The organism is Leisingera sp. M658, assembly GCF_025144145.1.
Lineage (GTDB): Bacteria > Pseudomonadota > Alphaproteobacteria > Rhodobacterales > Rhodobacteraceae > Leisingera.
The window spans coordinates 2,733,695-2,748,511 of record NZ_CP083546.1; the positions used below are offsets into that span (position 1 = coordinate 2,733,695).

Annotated in this window: 21 protein-coding genes and 4 tRNA genes; 17 read left to right on the top strand and 8 right to left on the bottom strand. The window is 61.9% G+C overall.

Annotated features, from left to right (window positions below; genetic code table 11):
- Positions 1-95 precede the first annotated feature (95 nt).
- A complete protein-coding gene (locus tag K3724_RS13565) occupies positions 96-281 on the bottom strand; it encodes a hypothetical protein (protein ID WP_259985931.1) in 186 nt (61 codons plus the stop codon).
- Positions 282-438: 157 nt separating this feature from the next.
- Here K3724_RS13565 and K3724_RS13570 point away from each other — a divergent pair.
- The 7 genes from K3724_RS13570 (at position 439) to K3724_RS13600 (ending at position 4,930) form a co-directional block, all read left to right on the top strand.
- Positions 439-513 (top strand) — tRNA-Gly (locus K3724_RS13570).
- Positions 514-655: 142 nt separating this feature from the next.
- Positions 656-1,615, top strand: a complete 960-nt coding sequence (locus tag K3724_RS13575; RefSeq protein ID WP_259985933.1) for a DNA cytosine methyltransferase — start codon at positions 656-658, stop codon at positions 1,613-1,615.
- Between the two features lie 114 nt (positions 1,616-1,729).
- On the top strand, positions 1,730-2,632 hold the full coding sequence (locus K3724_RS13580) for a NaeI family type II restriction endonuclease (protein WP_259985935.1): 903 nt from the start codon (positions 1,730-1,732) through the stop codon (positions 2,630-2,632).
- Positions 2,617-3,030: a very short patch repair endonuclease gene (locus K3724_RS13585; protein WP_259985943.1), complete on the top strand. Its 414-nt coding sequence runs from the start codon at positions 2,617-2,619 to the stop codon at positions 3,028-3,030. Before K3724_RS13580 ends, K3724_RS13585 begins: the two co-directional genes overlap by 16 nt.
- A 90-nt stretch (positions 3,031-3,120) precedes the next feature.
- A tRNA-Gly gene (locus K3724_RS13590) sits at positions 3,121-3,195 on the top strand.
- 144 nt (positions 3,196-3,339) lie between these two features.
- Positions 3,340-3,414, top strand: a tRNA-Gly gene (locus K3724_RS13595).
- Positions 3,415-3,577: 163 nt separating this feature from the next.
- The gene (locus K3724_RS13600) at positions 3,578-4,930 is read left to right on the top strand and encodes an aminotransferase (protein ID WP_259985944.1); all 1,353 of its coding nucleotides are present in this window, start codon (positions 3,578-3,580) and stop codon (positions 4,928-4,930) included.
- Between the two features lie 40 nt (positions 4,931-4,970).
- On the opposite strand, the gene K3724_RS13605 is transcribed toward K3724_RS13600, so the two are convergent.
- Complete coding sequence (locus K3724_RS13605) at positions 4,971-5,210, bottom strand: Lrp/AsnC family transcriptional regulator (protein WP_259985946.1); 240 nt, start codon at positions 5,208-5,210, stop codon at positions 4,971-4,973.
- 191 nt (positions 5,211-5,401) lie between these two features.
- Between K3724_RS13605 and hisB the strand changes: the two genes are divergently transcribed.
- Positions 5,402-5,989 carry an imidazoleglycerol-phosphate dehydratase HisB gene (gene hisB, locus K3724_RS13610; RefSeq protein WP_259992641.1) on the top strand — a complete coding sequence of 196 codons (588 nt, stop codon included), beginning with the start codon at positions 5,402-5,404 and terminating at the stop codon, positions 5,987-5,989.
- A complete protein-coding gene (gene hisH, locus K3724_RS13615) occupies positions 5,990-6,628 on the top strand; it encodes an imidazole glycerol phosphate synthase subunit HisH (RefSeq protein WP_259985948.1) in 639 nt (212 codons plus the stop codon).
- A 65-nt stretch (positions 6,629-6,693) separates the two neighbouring features.
- On the opposite strand, the gene K3724_RS13620 is transcribed toward hisH, so the two are convergent.
- On the bottom strand, positions 6,694-7,425 hold the full coding sequence (locus K3724_RS13620; RefSeq protein WP_259985951.1) for an AraC family transcriptional regulator: 732 nt from the start codon (positions 7,423-7,425) through the stop codon (positions 6,694-6,696).
- Positions 7,426-7,528: 103 nt separating this feature from the next.
- Here K3724_RS13620 and K3724_RS13625 point away from each other — a divergent pair, with 103 nt between their 5' ends.
- Both K3724_RS13625 and K3724_RS13630 read left to right on the top strand, forming a co-directional pair.
- On the top strand, positions 7,529-8,065 hold the full coding sequence (locus K3724_RS13625; protein ID WP_259985953.1) for a peroxiredoxin-like family protein: 537 nt from the start codon (positions 7,529-7,531) through the stop codon (positions 8,063-8,065).
- 100 nt (positions 8,066-8,165) lie between these two features.
- On the top strand, positions 8,166-8,417 hold the full coding sequence (locus tag K3724_RS13630; RefSeq protein WP_259985955.1) for a WGR domain-containing protein: 252 nt from the start codon (positions 8,166-8,168) through the stop codon (positions 8,415-8,417).
- 18 nt (positions 8,418-8,435) lie between these two features.
- Here the strand turns inward: K3724_RS13630 and K3724_RS13635 are convergent, their stop codons facing one another.
- On the bottom strand, positions 8,436-8,822 hold the full coding sequence (locus tag K3724_RS13635) for a DUF2147 domain-containing protein (protein WP_259985957.1): 387 nt from the start codon (positions 8,820-8,822) through the stop codon (positions 8,436-8,438).
- 135 nt (positions 8,823-8,957) lie between these two features.
- On the opposite strand from K3724_RS13635, the gene hisA reads away from it, so the two are divergent.
- Together hisA and K3724_RS13645 are read left to right on the top strand one after the other, a co-directional pair.
- Positions 8,958-9,680 (top strand): 1-(5-phosphoribosyl)-5-[(5-phosphoribosylamino)methylideneamino]imidazole-4-carboxamide isomerase, encoded by a 723-nt coding sequence (gene hisA, locus K3724_RS13640; RefSeq protein WP_259985959.1) that lies wholly within the window; start codon positions 8,958-8,960, stop codon positions 9,678-9,680.
- A 25-nt stretch (positions 9,681-9,705) separates the two neighbouring features.
- A complete protein-coding gene (locus tag K3724_RS13645) occupies positions 9,706-9,996 on the top strand; it encodes a hypothetical protein (protein ID WP_259985961.1) in 291 nt (96 codons plus the stop codon).
- A gap of 30 nt (positions 9,997-10,026) precedes the next feature.
- Here the strand turns inward: K3724_RS13645 and K3724_RS13650 are convergent, their stop codons facing one another.
- The gene (locus K3724_RS13650) at positions 10,027-10,473 is read right to left on the bottom strand and encodes a DUF302 domain-containing protein (protein ID WP_259985963.1); all 447 of its coding nucleotides are present in this window, start codon (positions 10,471-10,473) and stop codon (positions 10,027-10,029) included.
- A gap of 254 nt (positions 10,474-10,727) precedes the next feature.
- Here K3724_RS13650 and K3724_RS13655 point away from each other — a divergent pair, with 254 nt between their 5' ends.
- From K3724_RS13655 to K3724_RS13665, 3 genes are all read left to right on the top strand, one after another.
- Positions 10,728-11,135 carry a hypothetical protein gene (locus tag K3724_RS13655; RefSeq protein WP_259985965.1) on the top strand — a complete coding sequence of 136 codons (408 nt, stop codon included), beginning with the start codon at positions 10,728-10,730 and terminating at the stop codon, positions 11,133-11,135.
- A 104-nt stretch (positions 11,136-11,239) separates the two neighbouring features.
- Entirely contained in the window at positions 11,240-12,001 is a 762-nt protein-coding gene (gene hisF, locus K3724_RS13660; RefSeq protein ID WP_259985975.1) for an imidazole glycerol phosphate synthase subunit HisF, read from the top strand.
- Positions 12,002-12,012: 11 nt separating this feature from the next.
- A complete protein-coding gene (locus K3724_RS13665; RefSeq protein WP_259985977.1) occupies positions 12,013-12,330 on the top strand; it encodes a phosphoribosyl-ATP diphosphatase in 318 nt (105 codons plus the stop codon).
- Positions 12,331-12,573: 243 nt separating this feature from the next.
- Here the strand turns inward: K3724_RS13665 and K3724_RS13670 are convergent, their stop codons facing one another.
- The 3 genes from K3724_RS13670 to rlmB form a co-directional block, all read right to left on the bottom strand.
- Entirely contained in the window at positions 12,574-13,044 is a 471-nt protein-coding gene (locus K3724_RS13670; protein ID WP_259985979.1) for a CoA-binding protein, read from the bottom strand.
- A 206-nt stretch (positions 13,045-13,250) separates the two neighbouring features.
- Complete coding sequence (locus tag K3724_RS13675; protein ID WP_259985981.1) at positions 13,251-13,712, bottom strand: YHS domain-containing (seleno)protein; 462 nt, start codon at positions 13,710-13,712, stop codon at positions 13,251-13,253.
- A 100-nt stretch (positions 13,713-13,812) separates the two neighbouring features.
- Positions 13,813-14,589 carry a 23S rRNA (guanosine(2251)-2'-O)-methyltransferase RlmB gene (gene rlmB, locus K3724_RS13680; RefSeq protein ID WP_259985984.1) on the bottom strand — a complete coding sequence of 259 codons (777 nt, stop codon included), beginning with the start codon at positions 14,587-14,589 and terminating at the stop codon, positions 13,813-13,815.
- A gap of 120 nt (positions 14,590-14,709) precedes the next feature.
- Here rlmB and K3724_RS13685 point away from each other — a divergent pair.
- Positions 14,710-14,793, top strand: a tRNA-Tyr gene (locus tag K3724_RS13685).
- Positions 14,794-14,817: the final 24 nt, after the last annotated feature.

Here is a 14,817-nt window from a genome sequence, read left to right on the forward strand (position 1 = left end):
CCCGGAAAACCGGGGCGGTCCGCAACTGTGGTCACCCGAAAATCCTCGCAGGATTTTTAGCCGTTTCCCGCGCCGGAAAACGGTTTGCCTCAATGTCAGGCGCTGAATGCTTCAGGGTCCGGCAAGGTCACGGTTTCAACCTGCACTGGCTTTATCCCGTCAATCTGGCCGGCCCAGCTGTCCGCTTGCGGTGTGCTGTGGTGCTGTACGCCATGCGCAAGCAAACCCAAGGCAATTGCCGCACCCAGGCCAGTGATCCGCAGGCAGTCCTTCCAAAGCATGATCCAATCCCTCCTGAAAAGTTCCGCTTGTTTGTGAGTGAAACGCACAGCCTGGCCGCTTCCGTCGCGGCGGGTGCATATTTTTTTCAACTGCCGCCGGTTTTCCTCTTGCAGCGCGGACGGCGACGCCCTAAATCACCGCTCACCGGATGGCAGCGCGGGCGTAGCTCAGGGGTAGAGCATAACCTTGCCAAGGTTAGGGTCGGGCGTTCGAATCGCCTCGCCCGCTCCATCGGAAAACGAACAGGCCGTCCCTCGGGGCGGCCTTTCGCTTTTAAGGATTTGCGCGTACCCTGCCCCGAGCAGAAATCCTTGTGCGGAATCACCTTTGCGCATAGGAACAGAGCAAGAACACGAACACACAGGCAGGCAGAATGCTGACATCGGTAGAACTATGCGCAGGCGCGGGCGGCCAGGCCTTGGGGCTGGAAGCGGCCGGCTTTGACCACACGGCGCTGGTTGAGATCGACAAGCATTGCTGCGCCACCCTGCGCCACAACCGCCCCGCCTGGAATGTGCTGGAAGAGGACGTGCGCAAATTCAAGGATGTGGCGGGCGGCTATAAAGGTATCGATCTGCTGGCAGGCGGTTTGCCCTGCCCGCCGTTTTCAGTTGCGGGCAAGCAGCTGGGCGAAAAGGACGAGCGCAACCTGTTTGACGACGCGATCGAGATTGTCGATGCCACCCGCCCCCGCGCGGTGATGATCGAAAATGTGCGCGGCTTTCTGGATGCGGTGTTCCATGACTACCGCGAAAAGCTGAAGAAGCAGCTGTCGAAACTGGGGTATGTGACCGACTGGCGGCTGCTGAATGCCTCGGATTACGGCGTGCCGCAGCTGCGGCCGCGGGTGGCGATTGTTGCCCTGCGAAAAGAGTTTTCAAGCCAGTTCAACTGGCCTGAGCCGCTGCCGCACAACCCGCCGACGGTGGGTGCGACCCTTGTTGACCTGATGAAGGAACGCGGCTGGCGCGGTGCCGAGGATTGGGCCGCCAAAGCGGATGAGATTGCGCCCACCATTGTCGGCGGCTCCAAGAAACACGGCGGGCCGGATCTGGGTCCGACACGCGCGCGGCGCGCTTGGGCTGCCTTGGGGGTTGAAGGGCGCACCATCGCCTATGAGGCGCCGGACCCGTTCCACAACGACATGCCGCGCCTCACGGTGCGGATGGTGGCGCGTATTCAGGGTTTCCCGGACGCGTGGCATTTCACTGGCGCCAAAACCAATGCCTACCGCCAGGTCGGCAACGCCTTTCCGCCGCCGGTGGCCGAAGCTGTTGCGCGGGAGCTGAGGGCGGCGATTGCCAAGCCGAAGCTGCATGCTGTGCGGGCCTAAAGCCTCCCCGTCATTCCAGAGCCAAGGGCAGCGCCCGGCCCTGGGCGGGTGCGAAGCGCCTTCCCGTGGGGAGGGTCGGGCGCTGCCCGGCCTATCGTCCGGGCGGAACGCGAAATGAAACAAAAACTTCCCGACAGTCTTGTTCTTCCCGGCCATCCGGATTTCGCTGTCCTTTGCGAATTGGCGGAGGAGATCACCACCCGCGCCGGCGGCCATTTGGCGCTGGAACACGACGTGCCGCAGATGCTGCGCCAGTGCATTGACGATGTGATCATGACGCCCAAGACCGGGCGGCGCGCCTATGAAGAGCTGGAGAAGACCGAGAAGACCTATATCGGCACAAGGGTCGAGATTGAGCTGCGGGCGCTGCTGCGCTTGCGCAAGGGGCGGTTGGATACCGAGATCCTGGGCCGGGATGTGGACATCAAACACACCATGGGCAGCAATTGGATGATCCCGACCGAGGCGCTGGATTGCGCCTGCCTGCTGGTCGCGGCGGATGAGGTGCGGGCGCGCTGCTATCTGGGGCTGATCATCGCCCGGCGTGAATACCTGACAGCTGGTCAGAACAAAGACGCCAAGCGCAGCATTTCGGCGGAAGGCTTCCGCCATATCCTGTGGCTGCTGAAGGATCAGCCTTACCCCGCCAATTTCTGGCGCACCGCCGATGAAGCCGCGGTAGACAGGATCTTTACGGGCGCAACGGGCAATGAACGGATGGCGCAGCTGTTCCGGCTGATCCAAGGGCGCCCGATTCCGCGCGACGTGGTGGAGGCGGTGGCGCAGCAGAAGGACTTCATGCGCCGGATCCGGGCTGATGGCGGCCACGGCACCCGCGATATTCTGGCCCGCGAGCAGATCGTGCTGCTGGAGGGTCAGAAAGATGCCCAGCTGATCAAGGCGCTGGAGCTGCCGCCCTGCCCGGCCAGTGCTTTTGTTTCCTGCCGGATTGAAAGCAGCTACCATGCCCGGATGGTGGAACAATCCAGGCATCACGTGGAATGGCCGACACCCTGACACCCGAGCGGCGCAGTGCCAATATGGCAAAGATCCGCGCCAAGCACACCAAGCCGGAGATGCTGGTGCGGCGGATGGTGCACGGGCTTGGCTTTCGCTACCGGCTGCACCGCAAGGACCTGCCCGGCAAACCCGATCTGGTGTTCGGCCCGCGCCGCAAAGTGATCTTTGTGCATGGCTGTTTCTGGCATTTGCACAGCTGCCGCGACGGGCGCATTCCCGCCAGCCGCCGCGACTATTGGGAACCCAAACTGCTGCGCAACACGCTGCGCGACGCGGAGCAACTGGCCGCGCTGCAGGCCGCGGGCTGGCAGGTGCTGACCGTCTGGGAATGCGAAACCAAGGATCAGGATGCCTTGCGGATCCGGCTCAGGGCATTTCTGGAAAATGAAGAATAACGCTTATCCACAGATACCTGCGCAACTCTTCAAATTTCCTCTTGCGGCCCGTTTGGGAACGCCCTAAACACCGGCTCATCGAATGGCAGCGCGGGCGTAGCTCAGGGGTAGAGCATAACCTTGCCAAGGTTAGGGTCGGGCGTTCGAATCGCCTCGCCCGCTCCATTCGACAGCCGAAAAGGCCGCCCTCCGGGGCGGCCTTTCGCGTTTTACAGCCCCTCGGCCTGCAGCACTTTCTTTACCGTTCCGTCATTTTCCGCTTGCAGCAACCTCGCGGATTTCCTATTCACCGCTTCACCGAATGGCAGCGCGGGCGTAGCTCAGGGGTAGAGCATAACCTTGCCAAGGTTAGGGTCGGGCGTTCGAATCGCCTCGCCCGCTCCATTTGGAACCGAACAGGCCGTCCCTTGGGGCGGCCTTTCGCTTTTCTGCCATTTGCCGCTTTAATTTGATCAAATTCCTTTGACGCGACTCGTGAAACGCGCCAATTCTATCGGCAATAGGCCCCATGGGACGTTCATGGGTGTTTCGCGCAAGGAGTTTGGCCATGGCCCCTGTCATCTATCCCACCACCAATTTCACCGCGACCGAGCAGCTGTGCCTGGAGCGCGGCGAAGGTATTTATGTCTACGACACGGACGGCAACAAATATATCGAAGGGCTGGCGGGCCTGTGGTGCACCTCGCTGGGCTACAGCAACACCGAAGTGGTGGATGCGATCACCGAACAGCTGCACAAGCTGCCGTTTTCGCACACTTTCGGCGGCAAGACCCATGCGCCGATCATGCAGCTGGCCGAGAAGTTGCGCGCGATGGTGCCGGTGGAGGATGCTTATATCTTCTTTGGCAACTCCGGGTCGGACGCCAACGACACCCACGTGAAGATGCTGCGCTATTACTTCAACGCCATCGGCAAGCCGGAAAAGCGCAAGATCATCACCCGCGAGCGCGGCTATCACGGGGTGACGGTGGCGGCCGGCGCGCTGACCTCCCTGCCCGCCAACCTGGCGCATTTCGATGCACCACTGGAGGCGCTGTCGATCCTGCGCTCGGATTCGCCGCATTATTATACCGGCCGTCAAGGCAATGAGACTGAAGAACAGTTCGTTGACCGGATCATCGGCAATCTGGAACAGCAGATCCTGGCGGAAGGCCCCGACACCATCGCCGCGATGATTGTGGAGCCGATCACCGGCGCGTCGGGCGTAATCGTGCCGCCGGAAGGGTATTACGAGAAGCTGCAGGCGCTGCTGCGCAAACATGGCATTCTGGTTTGGGCGGATGAGGTGATCTGCGGCTTCGGGCGCACCGGTGCTGACTTTGGCTGCACCACCATGGGCATCAAGCCGGACCTGATGACCTTTGCCAAACAGCTCAGCTCAGCCTACTTCCCAATCTCGGCCTCGGTCATCCCCGGCTGGATGTATAAGGCGATGATTGATCAGACCAACGAGGTGGGCGTGTTCGGCCACGGCTACACCTACTCCGGCCACCCGGCGGCCTGTGCGGCGGCGCTGAAGACGCTGGAGATCTATGAGCGCGACAACCTGTTTGAACACGCCGCCGACGTCGGCGCCTATATGCAGGCGCAGCTGCGCGAGATTTTCACCGATCATCCGCTGGTCGGCGAGGTGCGCGGCAAGGGGTTGATTGCCGCGCTGGAGCTGGTGTCGAACAAGACCACAGGCGCCAGTTTTGACAAGGGCGCGGCCGGTGCCGCCGCGCAGAAGGCCTGCGAGGAAAACGGGCTGATCATCCGGGCAGTTGCTGGCAATGCGGTGGCGCTGTGCCCGCCGATCATCATCACCAAGACGGAAGTGGACGACATGCTGGCCCGGATGAAGACCGCCATCGACACAGCCTATGACCAGCTGAAGGACAAAGGGCTGATCACCGCCTGAGCCAATAATAAACGCCCCGGCTGCCGGGGCGTTTTCTGTTTCAGAACACCTTGTAAGTCATCGTCGTCAGCGAGCGTTCGATCCCGTCGATCTGCAGCAGCTGGTCGTTGATGTATTTACCGACATCCTCGCCCGAAGGGATGTACAGCTTCATCATGAGGTCGAAATTGCCGCTGGTGGAGTAAAGTTCGGAGTGGATTTCCCGCAGGGCAATCTCCTCGGCCACCTTGTAGGTGGTGCCGGGTTTGCAGCGGATCTGGACAAAGACGCAGGTGGACATGGGCGGCCCTTTTGGATGGTCAGGAATTTGCGCCCAAGCTCGCATGCGGTGCAACCGGGCGCAATAGGCCGGGATTGCTGCAACAGGTTGGCCCCGACCACAATGCCGCACTTGAGCCAGCCGCCCTGCCCGCCCTATAAGCGCCCAGGCAGACTTAAAGTTCTTGCAGCATGACGAAGGATAAGCCGCTGATGCGTACCGCCAAAGTGACCCGCAAAACCGCGGAAACCGATATCTCGGTCGAGATCAACCTCGACGGCAGCGGGGTTTACGACAACCAGACCGGGGTCGGCTTTTTCGACCACATGCTGGACCAGCTGGCGCGGCATTCGCTGATTGACATGACCATCCGCGCCAAGGGCGATTACCACATCGACGACCACCACACGGTGGAAGACACCGGCATCGCGCTGGGTCAGGCGCTGGTGCAGGCGCTGGGGGACAAGAAGGGCATCCGCCGTTACGGCGAATGCCACCTGCCGATGGATGACGCCCAGGTGCGCTGCGCGCTGGACCTGTCGGCACGCCCGTTCCTGATCTGGAACGTGGAGCTGCCGACCCAGAAGATCGGCGCCTTTGACACCGAACTGGTACGGGAGTTCTTTCAGGCGCTCAGCACCCATGGCGGCATCACCCTGCACATTGACCAGCTGCACGGGTTCAACAGCCACCACATCGCCGAGGCGGCGTTCAAGGCTGTCGCCCGTGCGCTGCGGCTGGCGGTAGAGACCGACCCGCGCAAGGCGGATGCGATTCCCTCGACCAAGGGCGCGTTGTAAATGCTGACTGCCATCATTGATTACGAGTCTGGTAATCTGCACTCTGCCGAAAAGGCGTTCCAGCGCATGGCGCGGGAGCTGGATGCGGGCGAGGTTGTGGTGACCTCTGATGCCGATGTTGTGGCGCGGGCGGACCGGTTGGTGCTGCCCGGCGACGGCGCCTTTCCGGCTTGCGCGGCAGAGCTGCGCGGCCACAAGGGCATTTATGACGCCATGGTCGAGGCGGTGGAGCAGAAGGGCCGCCCGTTCCTGGGCATCTGCGTCGGCATGCAGCTGATGGCCACCACCGGGCATGAATACACAGAAACGCCAGGCCTTGGCTGGGTCGGCGGCGATGTGGTGAAGATCACGCCGGCGGATGCGGCGCTGAAGGTGCCGCATATGGGCTGGAACGATCTGGTGATCGATCATGCGCATCCGGTGTTTGACGGCATCCAGAGCGGTGACCATGTGTATTTTGTGCATTCCTACCACTTCCGCGTTGACAATCCGGCGGAACGGCTGGCGCATGTGGATTATGCCGGCGACGTGACGGCCGTCATTGGCCGGGACACGATGCTTGGCATGCAGTTCCATCCGGAGAAAAGCCAGGCGACGGGGTTGCGGATGATCGGCAACTTCCTGACCTGGAAACCGTAAGGGGACGGCGCTGCGCGCCGTTGCCTCCGGCGGGAGTATTTGGGCAAAGGTGAAGCTTGGGGCGTTCAGGCCGCAACGGTGCGTAGCGACACCGGAGCAACGCCGTAAGCCTTGCGGAAGGCGCGGGTGAAGCCTTCGGGGGAGCCATAGGCATAGCGGCGCGCCACCGCCTCGACCCGGTCGCCCCGGATGAGGTCCTGATGCGCCAGGATCAGCCGCCAGCGGCGCAGATAGCCCATCGGGGTTTCGCCAACTTCTGCCGAAAACAACTCGGCAAAGCGGGACAGCGACAGGCCCGCTTCCTGCGCCAGATCGGCGTTGGCCCAAAGCCTGCCGGGGTGGTCATGCATTGCCACAATCGCCCGGCTGAGACGCGGGTCCGCAAGGCCGGCCAGCAGCCCCGGCTCCGTCGCACCTTTCTGGATCTGGTTGCGCAACAAGCGCACCATCAGCACTTCGCCCAGCCGGTTGACCACCGATTGCGCGCCGCAATGCCGGCCCTCTGCCTCGTCCCGCATCAGACGCACCAGCCCCTGTGCTTCGGCATTGCTGCCGATGCCGTAGTCCACCACCGATGGCAGGGCCGCCAGGAAAGGGTTGCTGTTGCCCGACCAATCCACCCGCGCCGCCCACATGATCGCACCGGGGTCCGGATCCGCCAGCGGACCGCGCGTGCGATAGAGGATCCGCACCGGCTGCCCCGCCGCATCTGCCAGTGCAATCAGATTGGCCTCGCCAGGCCCGGCGGCCTGCACGGCGAGCTGAAAGCGGTCCATCAGGGTGGTAAGGCGGTCCATATTCCGGTGTTCCAGTCAGATTTTTCGGATTTATGAGATGGTAACCTGCGCGATACACTTGATCAACCACCACTCGCACCACTACTCACGAAGGACCAATGCCATGCTGATCCCCCGCCAGAAGACCCCGGAGCTGACCCTGCCGACGCTGGACCACGGCCCGTTCGACCTGTCTGCGGAGGCCTCCGAACGCGGCACCGTGATCTGCTTTTACCGCGGCCTGCATTGCCCGATCTGCGCCACTTATCTGAAGGAGTTCGAAAAGAAGGTCTCAGCCTTCGCTGAGCGCGGTGTCAATTGCATTGCCATCAGCTCGGACGGTGAGGAGCGCACCCGCGCGATGGCCGACAAGATCGAGGCTAAGGATCTGCGGTTCGGTTACGATCTGCCGCTGTCCGTGGCCAAGGACTGGGGGCTGTATATCTCCACCTCGCGCGGCAAGACCTCGATCGGGATCGAAGAACCGGCGCTGTTCTCGGAACCCGGCCTGTTCCTGGTGACGCCGGAACAGACACTGTATTATGGCGCGGTGCAGACCATGCCGTTTGTGCGGCCGCATTTCGCAGAACTGGTGGCGGCGCTGGATTTTGCGATCCCCAACAACTACCCGGCGCGCGGCGAATACACTGGTGAGGTGTAACGCCAGCACCAGCCCGTAAAATCGGCTGCGTCCGGTAATGGACAAAGGGTCCGCTTCCATGCATACGGGGCGGACCTTTTTTCGCGCTTCAGGTCCCCCATTGCACATCCGTTTCGAGAAATACGACCACACTGAAGGCAAGCACCGCTATTGCCAGCTGAGCCTGACTCCGACGCTGTTCGGCGACTGGTGTGTTGAGCGTATCTCGGGACCGCTGAATGCGCCGGGCGGGGTGCAGAAGCGGACCTATTTTGCCGCCCAAGGTGAGGCGATGGCGATTTTCGAACGCTTCCGGGACCGGCAGATGAAGCGCGGTTATGCGCCGATCCCGGTGCAGCTGGGGCTGCTGTAAAGACAGCCCGTCAGCGGCTTACTTGATCCGGGTCCAGCGCTGTTTTGAGCAGATCAGCCCGCCCGCCACACAGCCGCGCAGGGCAAGGCTGTCCCCGGACATGTCCATCTTGCCGATGTAGATCTTATCATTGGAGGGCCGCCAGACTTTGCCCTCGTAAGAGCCATCGCCGTTCGGCACCATGTCGATCACCAGCGTCTTGCCGATATTCGGGGATTTGTATTCGCCCTCACTGTTGAAGGTGCGGGCAATCTTGCCGCAGACGGCAGCGCCGCATTTATCCATCTGGATATGCGCATAAGAGCCGTCATCCGCTTGCGTCTTCCAGACGCCCAGAACCGGGTCCGCCGCAGCAGCACCCGCCAGCCCCAATGCAACGGCCAAGCCGGCCAGTAGATGTTTCATTCCATGTCCTCCCTGTTTTTCAAGCAGCCTGTCCCTGATGCGCCGCTTCTGGCAAGGTTGACTTCGGGTCGCGTTGCAATTCAGGCCGGGCTTGTGCAAAACACCGCCAGCTTGATTTCACGAAGGACCGCCCGGATGATCCTCTACCCCGCGATTGACCTCAAAGACGGCCAGGCCGTGCGCCTGCTGCATGGCGAGATGGACAAGACCACCGTGTTCAACGACAACCCCGCCGCCCAGGCGCTGGAGTTTGTCGCGGCGGGTTGCGAATGGCTGCATCTGGTGGACCTTAATGGCGCCTTTGCCGGTGAGCCGGTGAATGCCGCCCCGGTGGAGGAGATCCTGAAACAGACCAAAGTGCCCGCACAGCTGGGCGGCGGCATCCGCGATATGGCCACCATTGCGCGCTGGATCGACAAGGGCCTGGCGCGGGTCATTCTGGGCACCGTGGCGGTTGAGAACCCGGAGCTGGTGCGCGAGGCGGCGCGGGAGTTCCCGGGCAAGGTTGCGGTTGGCATTGACGCCCGCAATGGCCGCGTTGCCACCAAAGGCTGGGCCGAGGAGACCGACGTGATGGTCACCGATCTGGCCAAATCGTTCGAGGACGCTGGAGTGGCCGCGATCATCTACACCGATATTCTGCGCGACGGCGCAATGAAGGGGCCGAATGTGGAGGCCACCACTGATCTGGCAAATGCGGTCAGCATTCCGGTGATTGCCTCGGGCGGCGTGTCCTCGCTGGACGATCTCAGGGCGCTGAAATCCTGCGGTGCGCCGCTGAACGGTGCCATTTCGGGCCGCGCACTGTATGATGGGGCGATTGATCTGAAAGAGGCGCTGGCGGTTCTGAAAGCCTGACGCGCCAACAGAACCGGGAGGCCAAATGCGCCTGATCCGCCGCATCCTTGCCATTCTGGCGCTGGGACCCATTGCCCTGTGGCTGCTATGCATTGCCTTTGTAATGCTGCTGGGGTTCGGTTTTGGCTGCGAAATCAACGAAGGGTTTGCCAACCCTTGCGTGGTGCTGGGCCGCGACCTGAGCGAGACCGCCTATTCCATGGGCATCCTTGCCGCATGGGGGCCGCTTATCTTCGGCCCGGTCTCAATGGGGGCCGGGTTTCTATGGGCGATTGCTGTTGCGATTGACCGCCACCGGTCCCGCCCGCGCCAATAAGGCACGGGACGGCCGGTCCGGCTCCTTGGCTTACTGCGCAGCGGCAGCCGTCAGCTTGCCCAGGGCGCCCTGCATCTTGGTGACGAACCCGGCATCCGCAGGGATATCGAGGGTGGAGAGCATCTCTGCCGGGTCCTCATAGGTCAGCCAGACCTGGCCGTCCGCATCCTCATAGGCCAGAACCTTGAGCGGCAGATAGAGCCCCGCGCGCGGGTCCGCCTGCATTGCCGGGGTGCCCAGCTTGGGGTTGCCGAAGATCAACAGCTGCGCGGCCCCCAGCTCCAGCTCTGCCTTCTGCGCGCCTGCAGCGTGGTCGACGCGGGCAAAAACGGTGGCGCCTGCGCCCTCAACCGCGGCCTGCAGCGCATCCATGGTCTCAGCCACGGGTTTCTGGCTGGGTAATTTCATCAGTTCGGCGGCGGCGGGCAATGCGGACATAAGGGCGATGGCTCCGGCAAGGATAAGAGATTTTGTCATAACGGCTGCTCCGAAACTGTGCTGTGATGGGATGAAAACAAGGCAACAGGCCCTGGCTGGCAATTCACGTCTTCGGCATCGGCAGTTCTTTGCTGCCAGTCTGCGGCCGCACAAGCCGCAACGTGTGATTGCAGCACCAGTCAATTTGAAGCACTAACTCAAAAGCAGCCCGGAGAATTGGTTTCTTCGACCGGATGGCCGGCACGGTAGTGCCGAGAAATTACTTAAAACCAATTTGAAAGAAAGCTTATTCCATGGATGCCGAAAACTTCACGGTGGTCGCACACTTCACGGTTGCTACCCTTCCTCTCCTGATCGGTTTCATTCTTGCAATGCGCGACATAGTCCTTAGGGCGCCCAGCAATGCCACGTTCCCACCGTTTGCAAACCGCTGGACCGGATACTGCGGCGCTTGGATTGTTGTGCTTTTGATCGCCTATTGCTGCGCTTGGATCACCTTTACATATGGCGGCTGTTCAGGAGGTATCAAACACAGCGCCGCGCGCTGCTACCACATTCCCAATGCGGCGGGACAATACGCGTCATTCATAATGTTTTTTGGCTTCATCTACCTGGTCTCGACCCTGATGCCAGCTTTCGTCATTCTTACCGCGACAGAAGCGGCTTACAGGCTGCGTAAAAAACGGGTAACCGGTCCCTGAAACCGCCGCCCTCCCGGACCAAAACGCGCATCCACCGCCATATCTGTTGCGATTCCAGCGTCCATTGCGTACCCACGGGCCAAGCAGTCCGAAAGGCCCGATCCATGCTGAAGACCCGTATCATTCCCTGTCTCGACGTCGCCGACGGGCGCGTGGTCAAGGGTGTCAATTTTGTCGGCCTGCGCGATGCGGGCGACCCGGTGGAATCGGCCAAGGCCTATGATGCGGCCGGCGCGGATGAGATCTGCTTTCTCGATATTCACGCCACCCATGAGAACCGCGGCACCATGTTCGATGTGGTGCGCCGCACCGCCGAGCAGTGCTTTGTGCCGCTGACCGTGGGCGGCGGGGTGCGGACCAAGGATGATGTGCGTGCGCTCTTGCTGGCCGGGGCTGACAAGGTCTCGTTCAACTCGGCTGCCGTGGCCAACCCGGATGTGATTGCCGAGGCCGCGGATCAATTCGGCAGCCAATGCATCGTCTGCGCCATCGACGCCAAGACGGTGGAGCCTGGCCGCTGGGAGATCTTCACCCATGGCGGGCGCAAGGAAACCGGCATCGACGCGGTAGAGTTCGCGCGCACGGTTGTGGCAAAGGGCGCCGGGGAGATCCTGCTGACCTCAATGGACCGGGACGGCACCAAATCGGGTTTTAACCTGCCGCTGACCCGGGCAATTTCCGATGCGGTGGACGTGCCGGTGATTGCCTCGGGCGGCGTCGGCAACCTGGACCACCTGGTGGAAGGCGTGACCAAGGGCGGTGCCTCAGCGGTGCTGGCGGCCTCGATCTTCCATTTCGGGGAATACACCATCCAGGAAGCCAAGAACCACATGGCTGCCGCCGGCATCCCGATGCGGCTGAACTGAGGGGGCATGTGATGAGCCTGCTGCACGATCTCGAAACCACAATCCTGTCCCGCAAAGGCTCAGATCCGGAGGCCAGCTGGACCGCCAGGCTGCTCGCCAAAGGTCCGGAGAAATGCGCCGAGAAATTCGGCGAGGAAGCCATTGAGGCCATCATCGAAGCGGTGAAGGGCGACAGCGGCAAGCTCGCCTCGGAAGGCGCCGATGTGCTCTATCATTTCCTGGTGATGCTAGCCGCGCGTGACGTGGCGCTGGACGATGTGCTGCAGGTGCTGGCGGAACGCCAGGGCCTGAGCGGTATCACCGAGAAGGCCAGCCGCCCCAAGGGCTGATCCCGGACTCGGACGGCCCCTTTTGGAGGCGGGTCAAGGGAGGCGCAGCCTCCGCGCGGCAGCGCGGCTTGCCCTTGACGCGCGAAAGAAAAGTACAATCAGAAAGGCCCTGAAGGGCACACCTGCACCTTAAGGGCTTTTCAGCCCTTTCTTCTTGCGCCGCGCAGCGGCGCTACGCCCAACCGTGGAGGCCGTCCAAAGGACGGCCGGAACGGGCGGGAGCGCCTCCGCCCCGCCGCCGCCTCAAAGCTTCGAGGATATGATTCCGGTGGCGAAACCGCCGAAACGCAACTCTCCGAACAGGCGCTGGTATTCGATCTTGGGACAGCGGTTCTGGATCACCGTGACACCGCGTGCTTCGGCCTTTGCGGCGGCTTCGGCATGCTCCACCCCGATCTGCATCCAGATGGTCTGAAGGTCAGGAAACGCCTCCAGCGCCTCGTCCGCAATGGGCGGCACCGCCTCTGAGCGGCGGAAGATATCGACCATGTCCACCGGGGCGTCTATATCAGAAAGGCTGGCCCGCACTGTTTCGCCAAACAGCATCTTGCCTGCATGGCCGGGATTCACCGGAATCACCCGGTATCCCTTGAGACCCAGATAGCGCGCCACGTAATAACTGGGGCGCACCGGGTTCATCGACACGCCGACCACCGCCACAGTTTTGGTCCGCTGCAGGATCGTCTTCAGATGCTCGTCGCTGTATTCTGTCATGCCGCGCACACTAGCTGCGGCGCCCGCTCTCGCAAAGGCGGATTCGCTGCCGGGTGAACAAAAAAGCGCCCGGACGAACCGGGCGCTAGGTATGGAACGAGGGACAGTGAAAAAGATCTGCGGTGGTTCCACTCCGCAGTCCCTATTGAATATGGGCCACAGTCTGAAAAATAAAAGAGCACCTCTCGCAATCGTGAGGTGACAGGTTATTTCCTTAGAACCGCGGGCCAATGCGCGCGGCCATCCGCAATCATCTGCACCGTGTCCGCCTGCCACAGATGGTGGACCCCGCGGTTGTTCAGAAGAAACAATTCGCCGTCCACAATGGCCCAGATCTGCGGATCTCCGTCATGCAATCGCCCCTGCGACATCGCATAGGCGCAGTAGCCGCCAAAGGCTGGCGCATAGGCCCGCGGGTTGGCCTCGAACTGTGCCTGATTGCGGGCTGATGCAAACCGCCACACAACGCCTTTCCACATCACCGCATGGCCGCGCCGTCCGGGTTCTGCCGTGCCACGTTCGAAAAACGCAACCGCATCATACCCCCCGATAGCAACGCCCGCGCGGGAGGAGAAAACAGCAGCATCTGCCCGCACCATATCCGGCAGGGACACAAACATCACCGCAATGGCCATCAGGACCAGACGCAAGGCCACATTGCACTCCATTCACTTCTTGCAACAGACTTTCGACTCTGCCGCACCGCCCTGCTCTTGCAAAGACAGCATACGCAGATGTGATCAGCCCGTGACAGCCGGCGCTGCGGCCCTACCGGGCGATAGAGGCGTAAAGCGCAATGGCCGCTGCGTTGGAAACATTGAGCGAGCCAAAACCGCCCGCGGCGTCAATCTTGACCAGCCCGTCGACCGTTTCCTTGGTTTTCTGGCGCAGACCTGGCCCTTCGGCGCCCAGAACCAGTGCCACCGGCAGGTGCTTTTTGCCTTCCAGTGCGGTCTCGATGGTGTTCTCCGCCTCGCCGTCCAGGCCCAGCACGACAAAGCCCATGTTTTGCAGCTCGGTGATGGTGTCGGACAGGTTGCGCATCCGCAGATAGGGCTGGCGTTCCAGCGCGCCGCTGGCGGTCTTGGCCAGCGCCCCGGTTTCCGGTGCGGAATGGTGGCGGGTGCCGATTACCGCACTGGCGCCCAGCACCTCGGCCGAGCGCAGGATAGCGCCGACGTTATGCGGATCCGTCACCCGGTCCAGCAGCAGCACCCGCGGCGCCTCGCGGCCGATGCAGTTGTCGGCCAGCCCGCCCCAGTTCAAGGGCTTCACTTCCAGAGCGGCGCCCTGATGCACCGATTGCGCATCGATCGGAGGGTTGAACTTGCGCGGGTCGATCACCTCGGCCTCGACGCCCGAGGCTGCGATGGCGTCCGCCAGTTTCACTTCGGCGTTCATGGTCACCATCAGGCGCAGTTTTTCGCGCTGAGGGTTCATCAGCGCATCGCGCACCGCATGCAGCCCGAACAGCCATACGGTTTCTGCCGAGGCGGCCTTTTTGGACTGTTCTTTTGCGACGACCCATTTGGGCTTCTTGGTCATTTTGCTCTCCGGCAGAAAGAATTTTCAAGGCGTGCTGAAAACTTGCGTTTTTCCGGTTGACGCCCCTTTGGCCTGCTTGTAATCACGCCTCCACATCAGGTGCAACATGCAACTGACAGTGGGCGACAGGCCGCAAGGTGTGGCAGGGGACTGTAACTCCCTCGCGGAGACGCACGCCTGGTTCGATTCCAGGGTCGCCCACCATCCCGCACTTATGGGATGAAAATT

Bases quoted from the DNA above. Each gene is read 5' to 3' on its own strand.
- K3724_RS13655 (WP_259985965.1), top strand. From the start codon at position 10,728: ATGGATGCCGAAAACTTCACGGTGGTCGCACACTTCACGGTTGCTACC.
- K3724_RS13600 (WP_259985944.1), top strand. From the start codon at position 3,578: ATGGCCCCTGTCATCTATCCCACCACCAATTTCACCGCGACCGAGCAG.
- K3724_RS13670 (WP_259985979.1), bottom strand. From the start codon at position 13,044: ATGACAGAATACAGCGACGAGCATCTGAAGACGATCCTGCAGCGGACC.
- hisA (WP_259985959.1), top strand. From the start codon at position 8,958: ATGATCCTCTACCCCGCGATTGACCTCAAAGACGGCCAGGCCGTGCGC.
- K3724_RS13650 (WP_259985963.1), bottom strand. From the start codon at position 10,473: ATGACAAAATCTCTTATCCTTGCCGGAGCCATCGCCCTTATGTCCGCA.
- K3724_RS13565 (WP_259985931.1), bottom strand. From the start codon at position 281: ATGCTTTGGAAGGACTGCCTGCGGATCACTGGCCTGGGTGCGGCAATT.
- K3724_RS13605 (WP_259985946.1), bottom strand. From the start codon at position 5,210: ATGTCCACCTGCGTCTTTGTCCAGATCCGCTGCAAACCCGGCACCACC.
- K3724_RS13645 (WP_259985961.1), top strand. From the start codon at position 9,706: ATGCGCCTGATCCGCCGCATCCTTGCCATTCTGGCGCTGGGACCCATT.
- K3724_RS13575 (WP_259985933.1), top strand. From the start codon at position 656: ATGCTGACATCGGTAGAACTATGCGCAGGCGCGGGCGGCCAGGCCTTG.
- hisF (WP_259985975.1), top strand. From the start codon at position 11,240: ATGCTGAAGACCCGTATCATTCCCTGTCTCGACGTCGCCGACGGGCGC.
- K3724_RS13665 (WP_259985977.1), top strand. From the start codon at position 12,013: ATGAGCCTGCTGCACGATCTCGAAACCACAATCCTGTCCCGCAAAGGC.
- K3724_RS13580 (WP_259985935.1), top strand. From the start codon at position 1,730: ATGAAACAAAAACTTCCCGACAGTCTTGTTCTTCCCGGCCATCCGGAT.
- K3724_RS13635 (WP_259985957.1), bottom strand. From the start codon at position 8,822: ATGAAACATCTACTGGCCGGCTTGGCCGTTGCATTGGGGCTGGCGGGT.
- hisB (WP_259992641.1), top strand. From the start codon at position 5,402: ATGCGTACCGCCAAAGTGACCCGCAAAACCGCGGAAACCGATATCTCG.
- K3724_RS13620 (WP_259985951.1), bottom strand. From the start codon at position 7,425: ATGGACCGCCTTACCACCCTGATGGACCGCTTTCAGCTCGCCGTGCAG.
- rlmB (WP_259985984.1), bottom strand. From the start codon at position 14,589: ATGACCAAGAAGCCCAAATGGGTCGTCGCAAAAGAACAGTCCAAAAAG.
- hisH (WP_259985948.1), top strand. From the start codon at position 5,990: ATGCTGACTGCCATCATTGATTACGAGTCTGGTAATCTGCACTCTGCC.
- K3724_RS13585 (WP_259985943.1), top strand. From the start codon at position 2,617: ATGGCCGACACCCTGACACCCGAGCGGCGCAGTGCCAATATGGCAAAG.
- K3724_RS13675 (WP_259985981.1), bottom strand. From the start codon at position 13,712: ATGGAGTGCAATGTGGCCTTGCGTCTGGTCCTGATGGCCATTGCGGTG.
- K3724_RS13625 (WP_259985953.1), top strand. From the start codon at position 7,529: ATGCTGATCCCCCGCCAGAAGACCCCGGAGCTGACCCTGCCGACGCTG.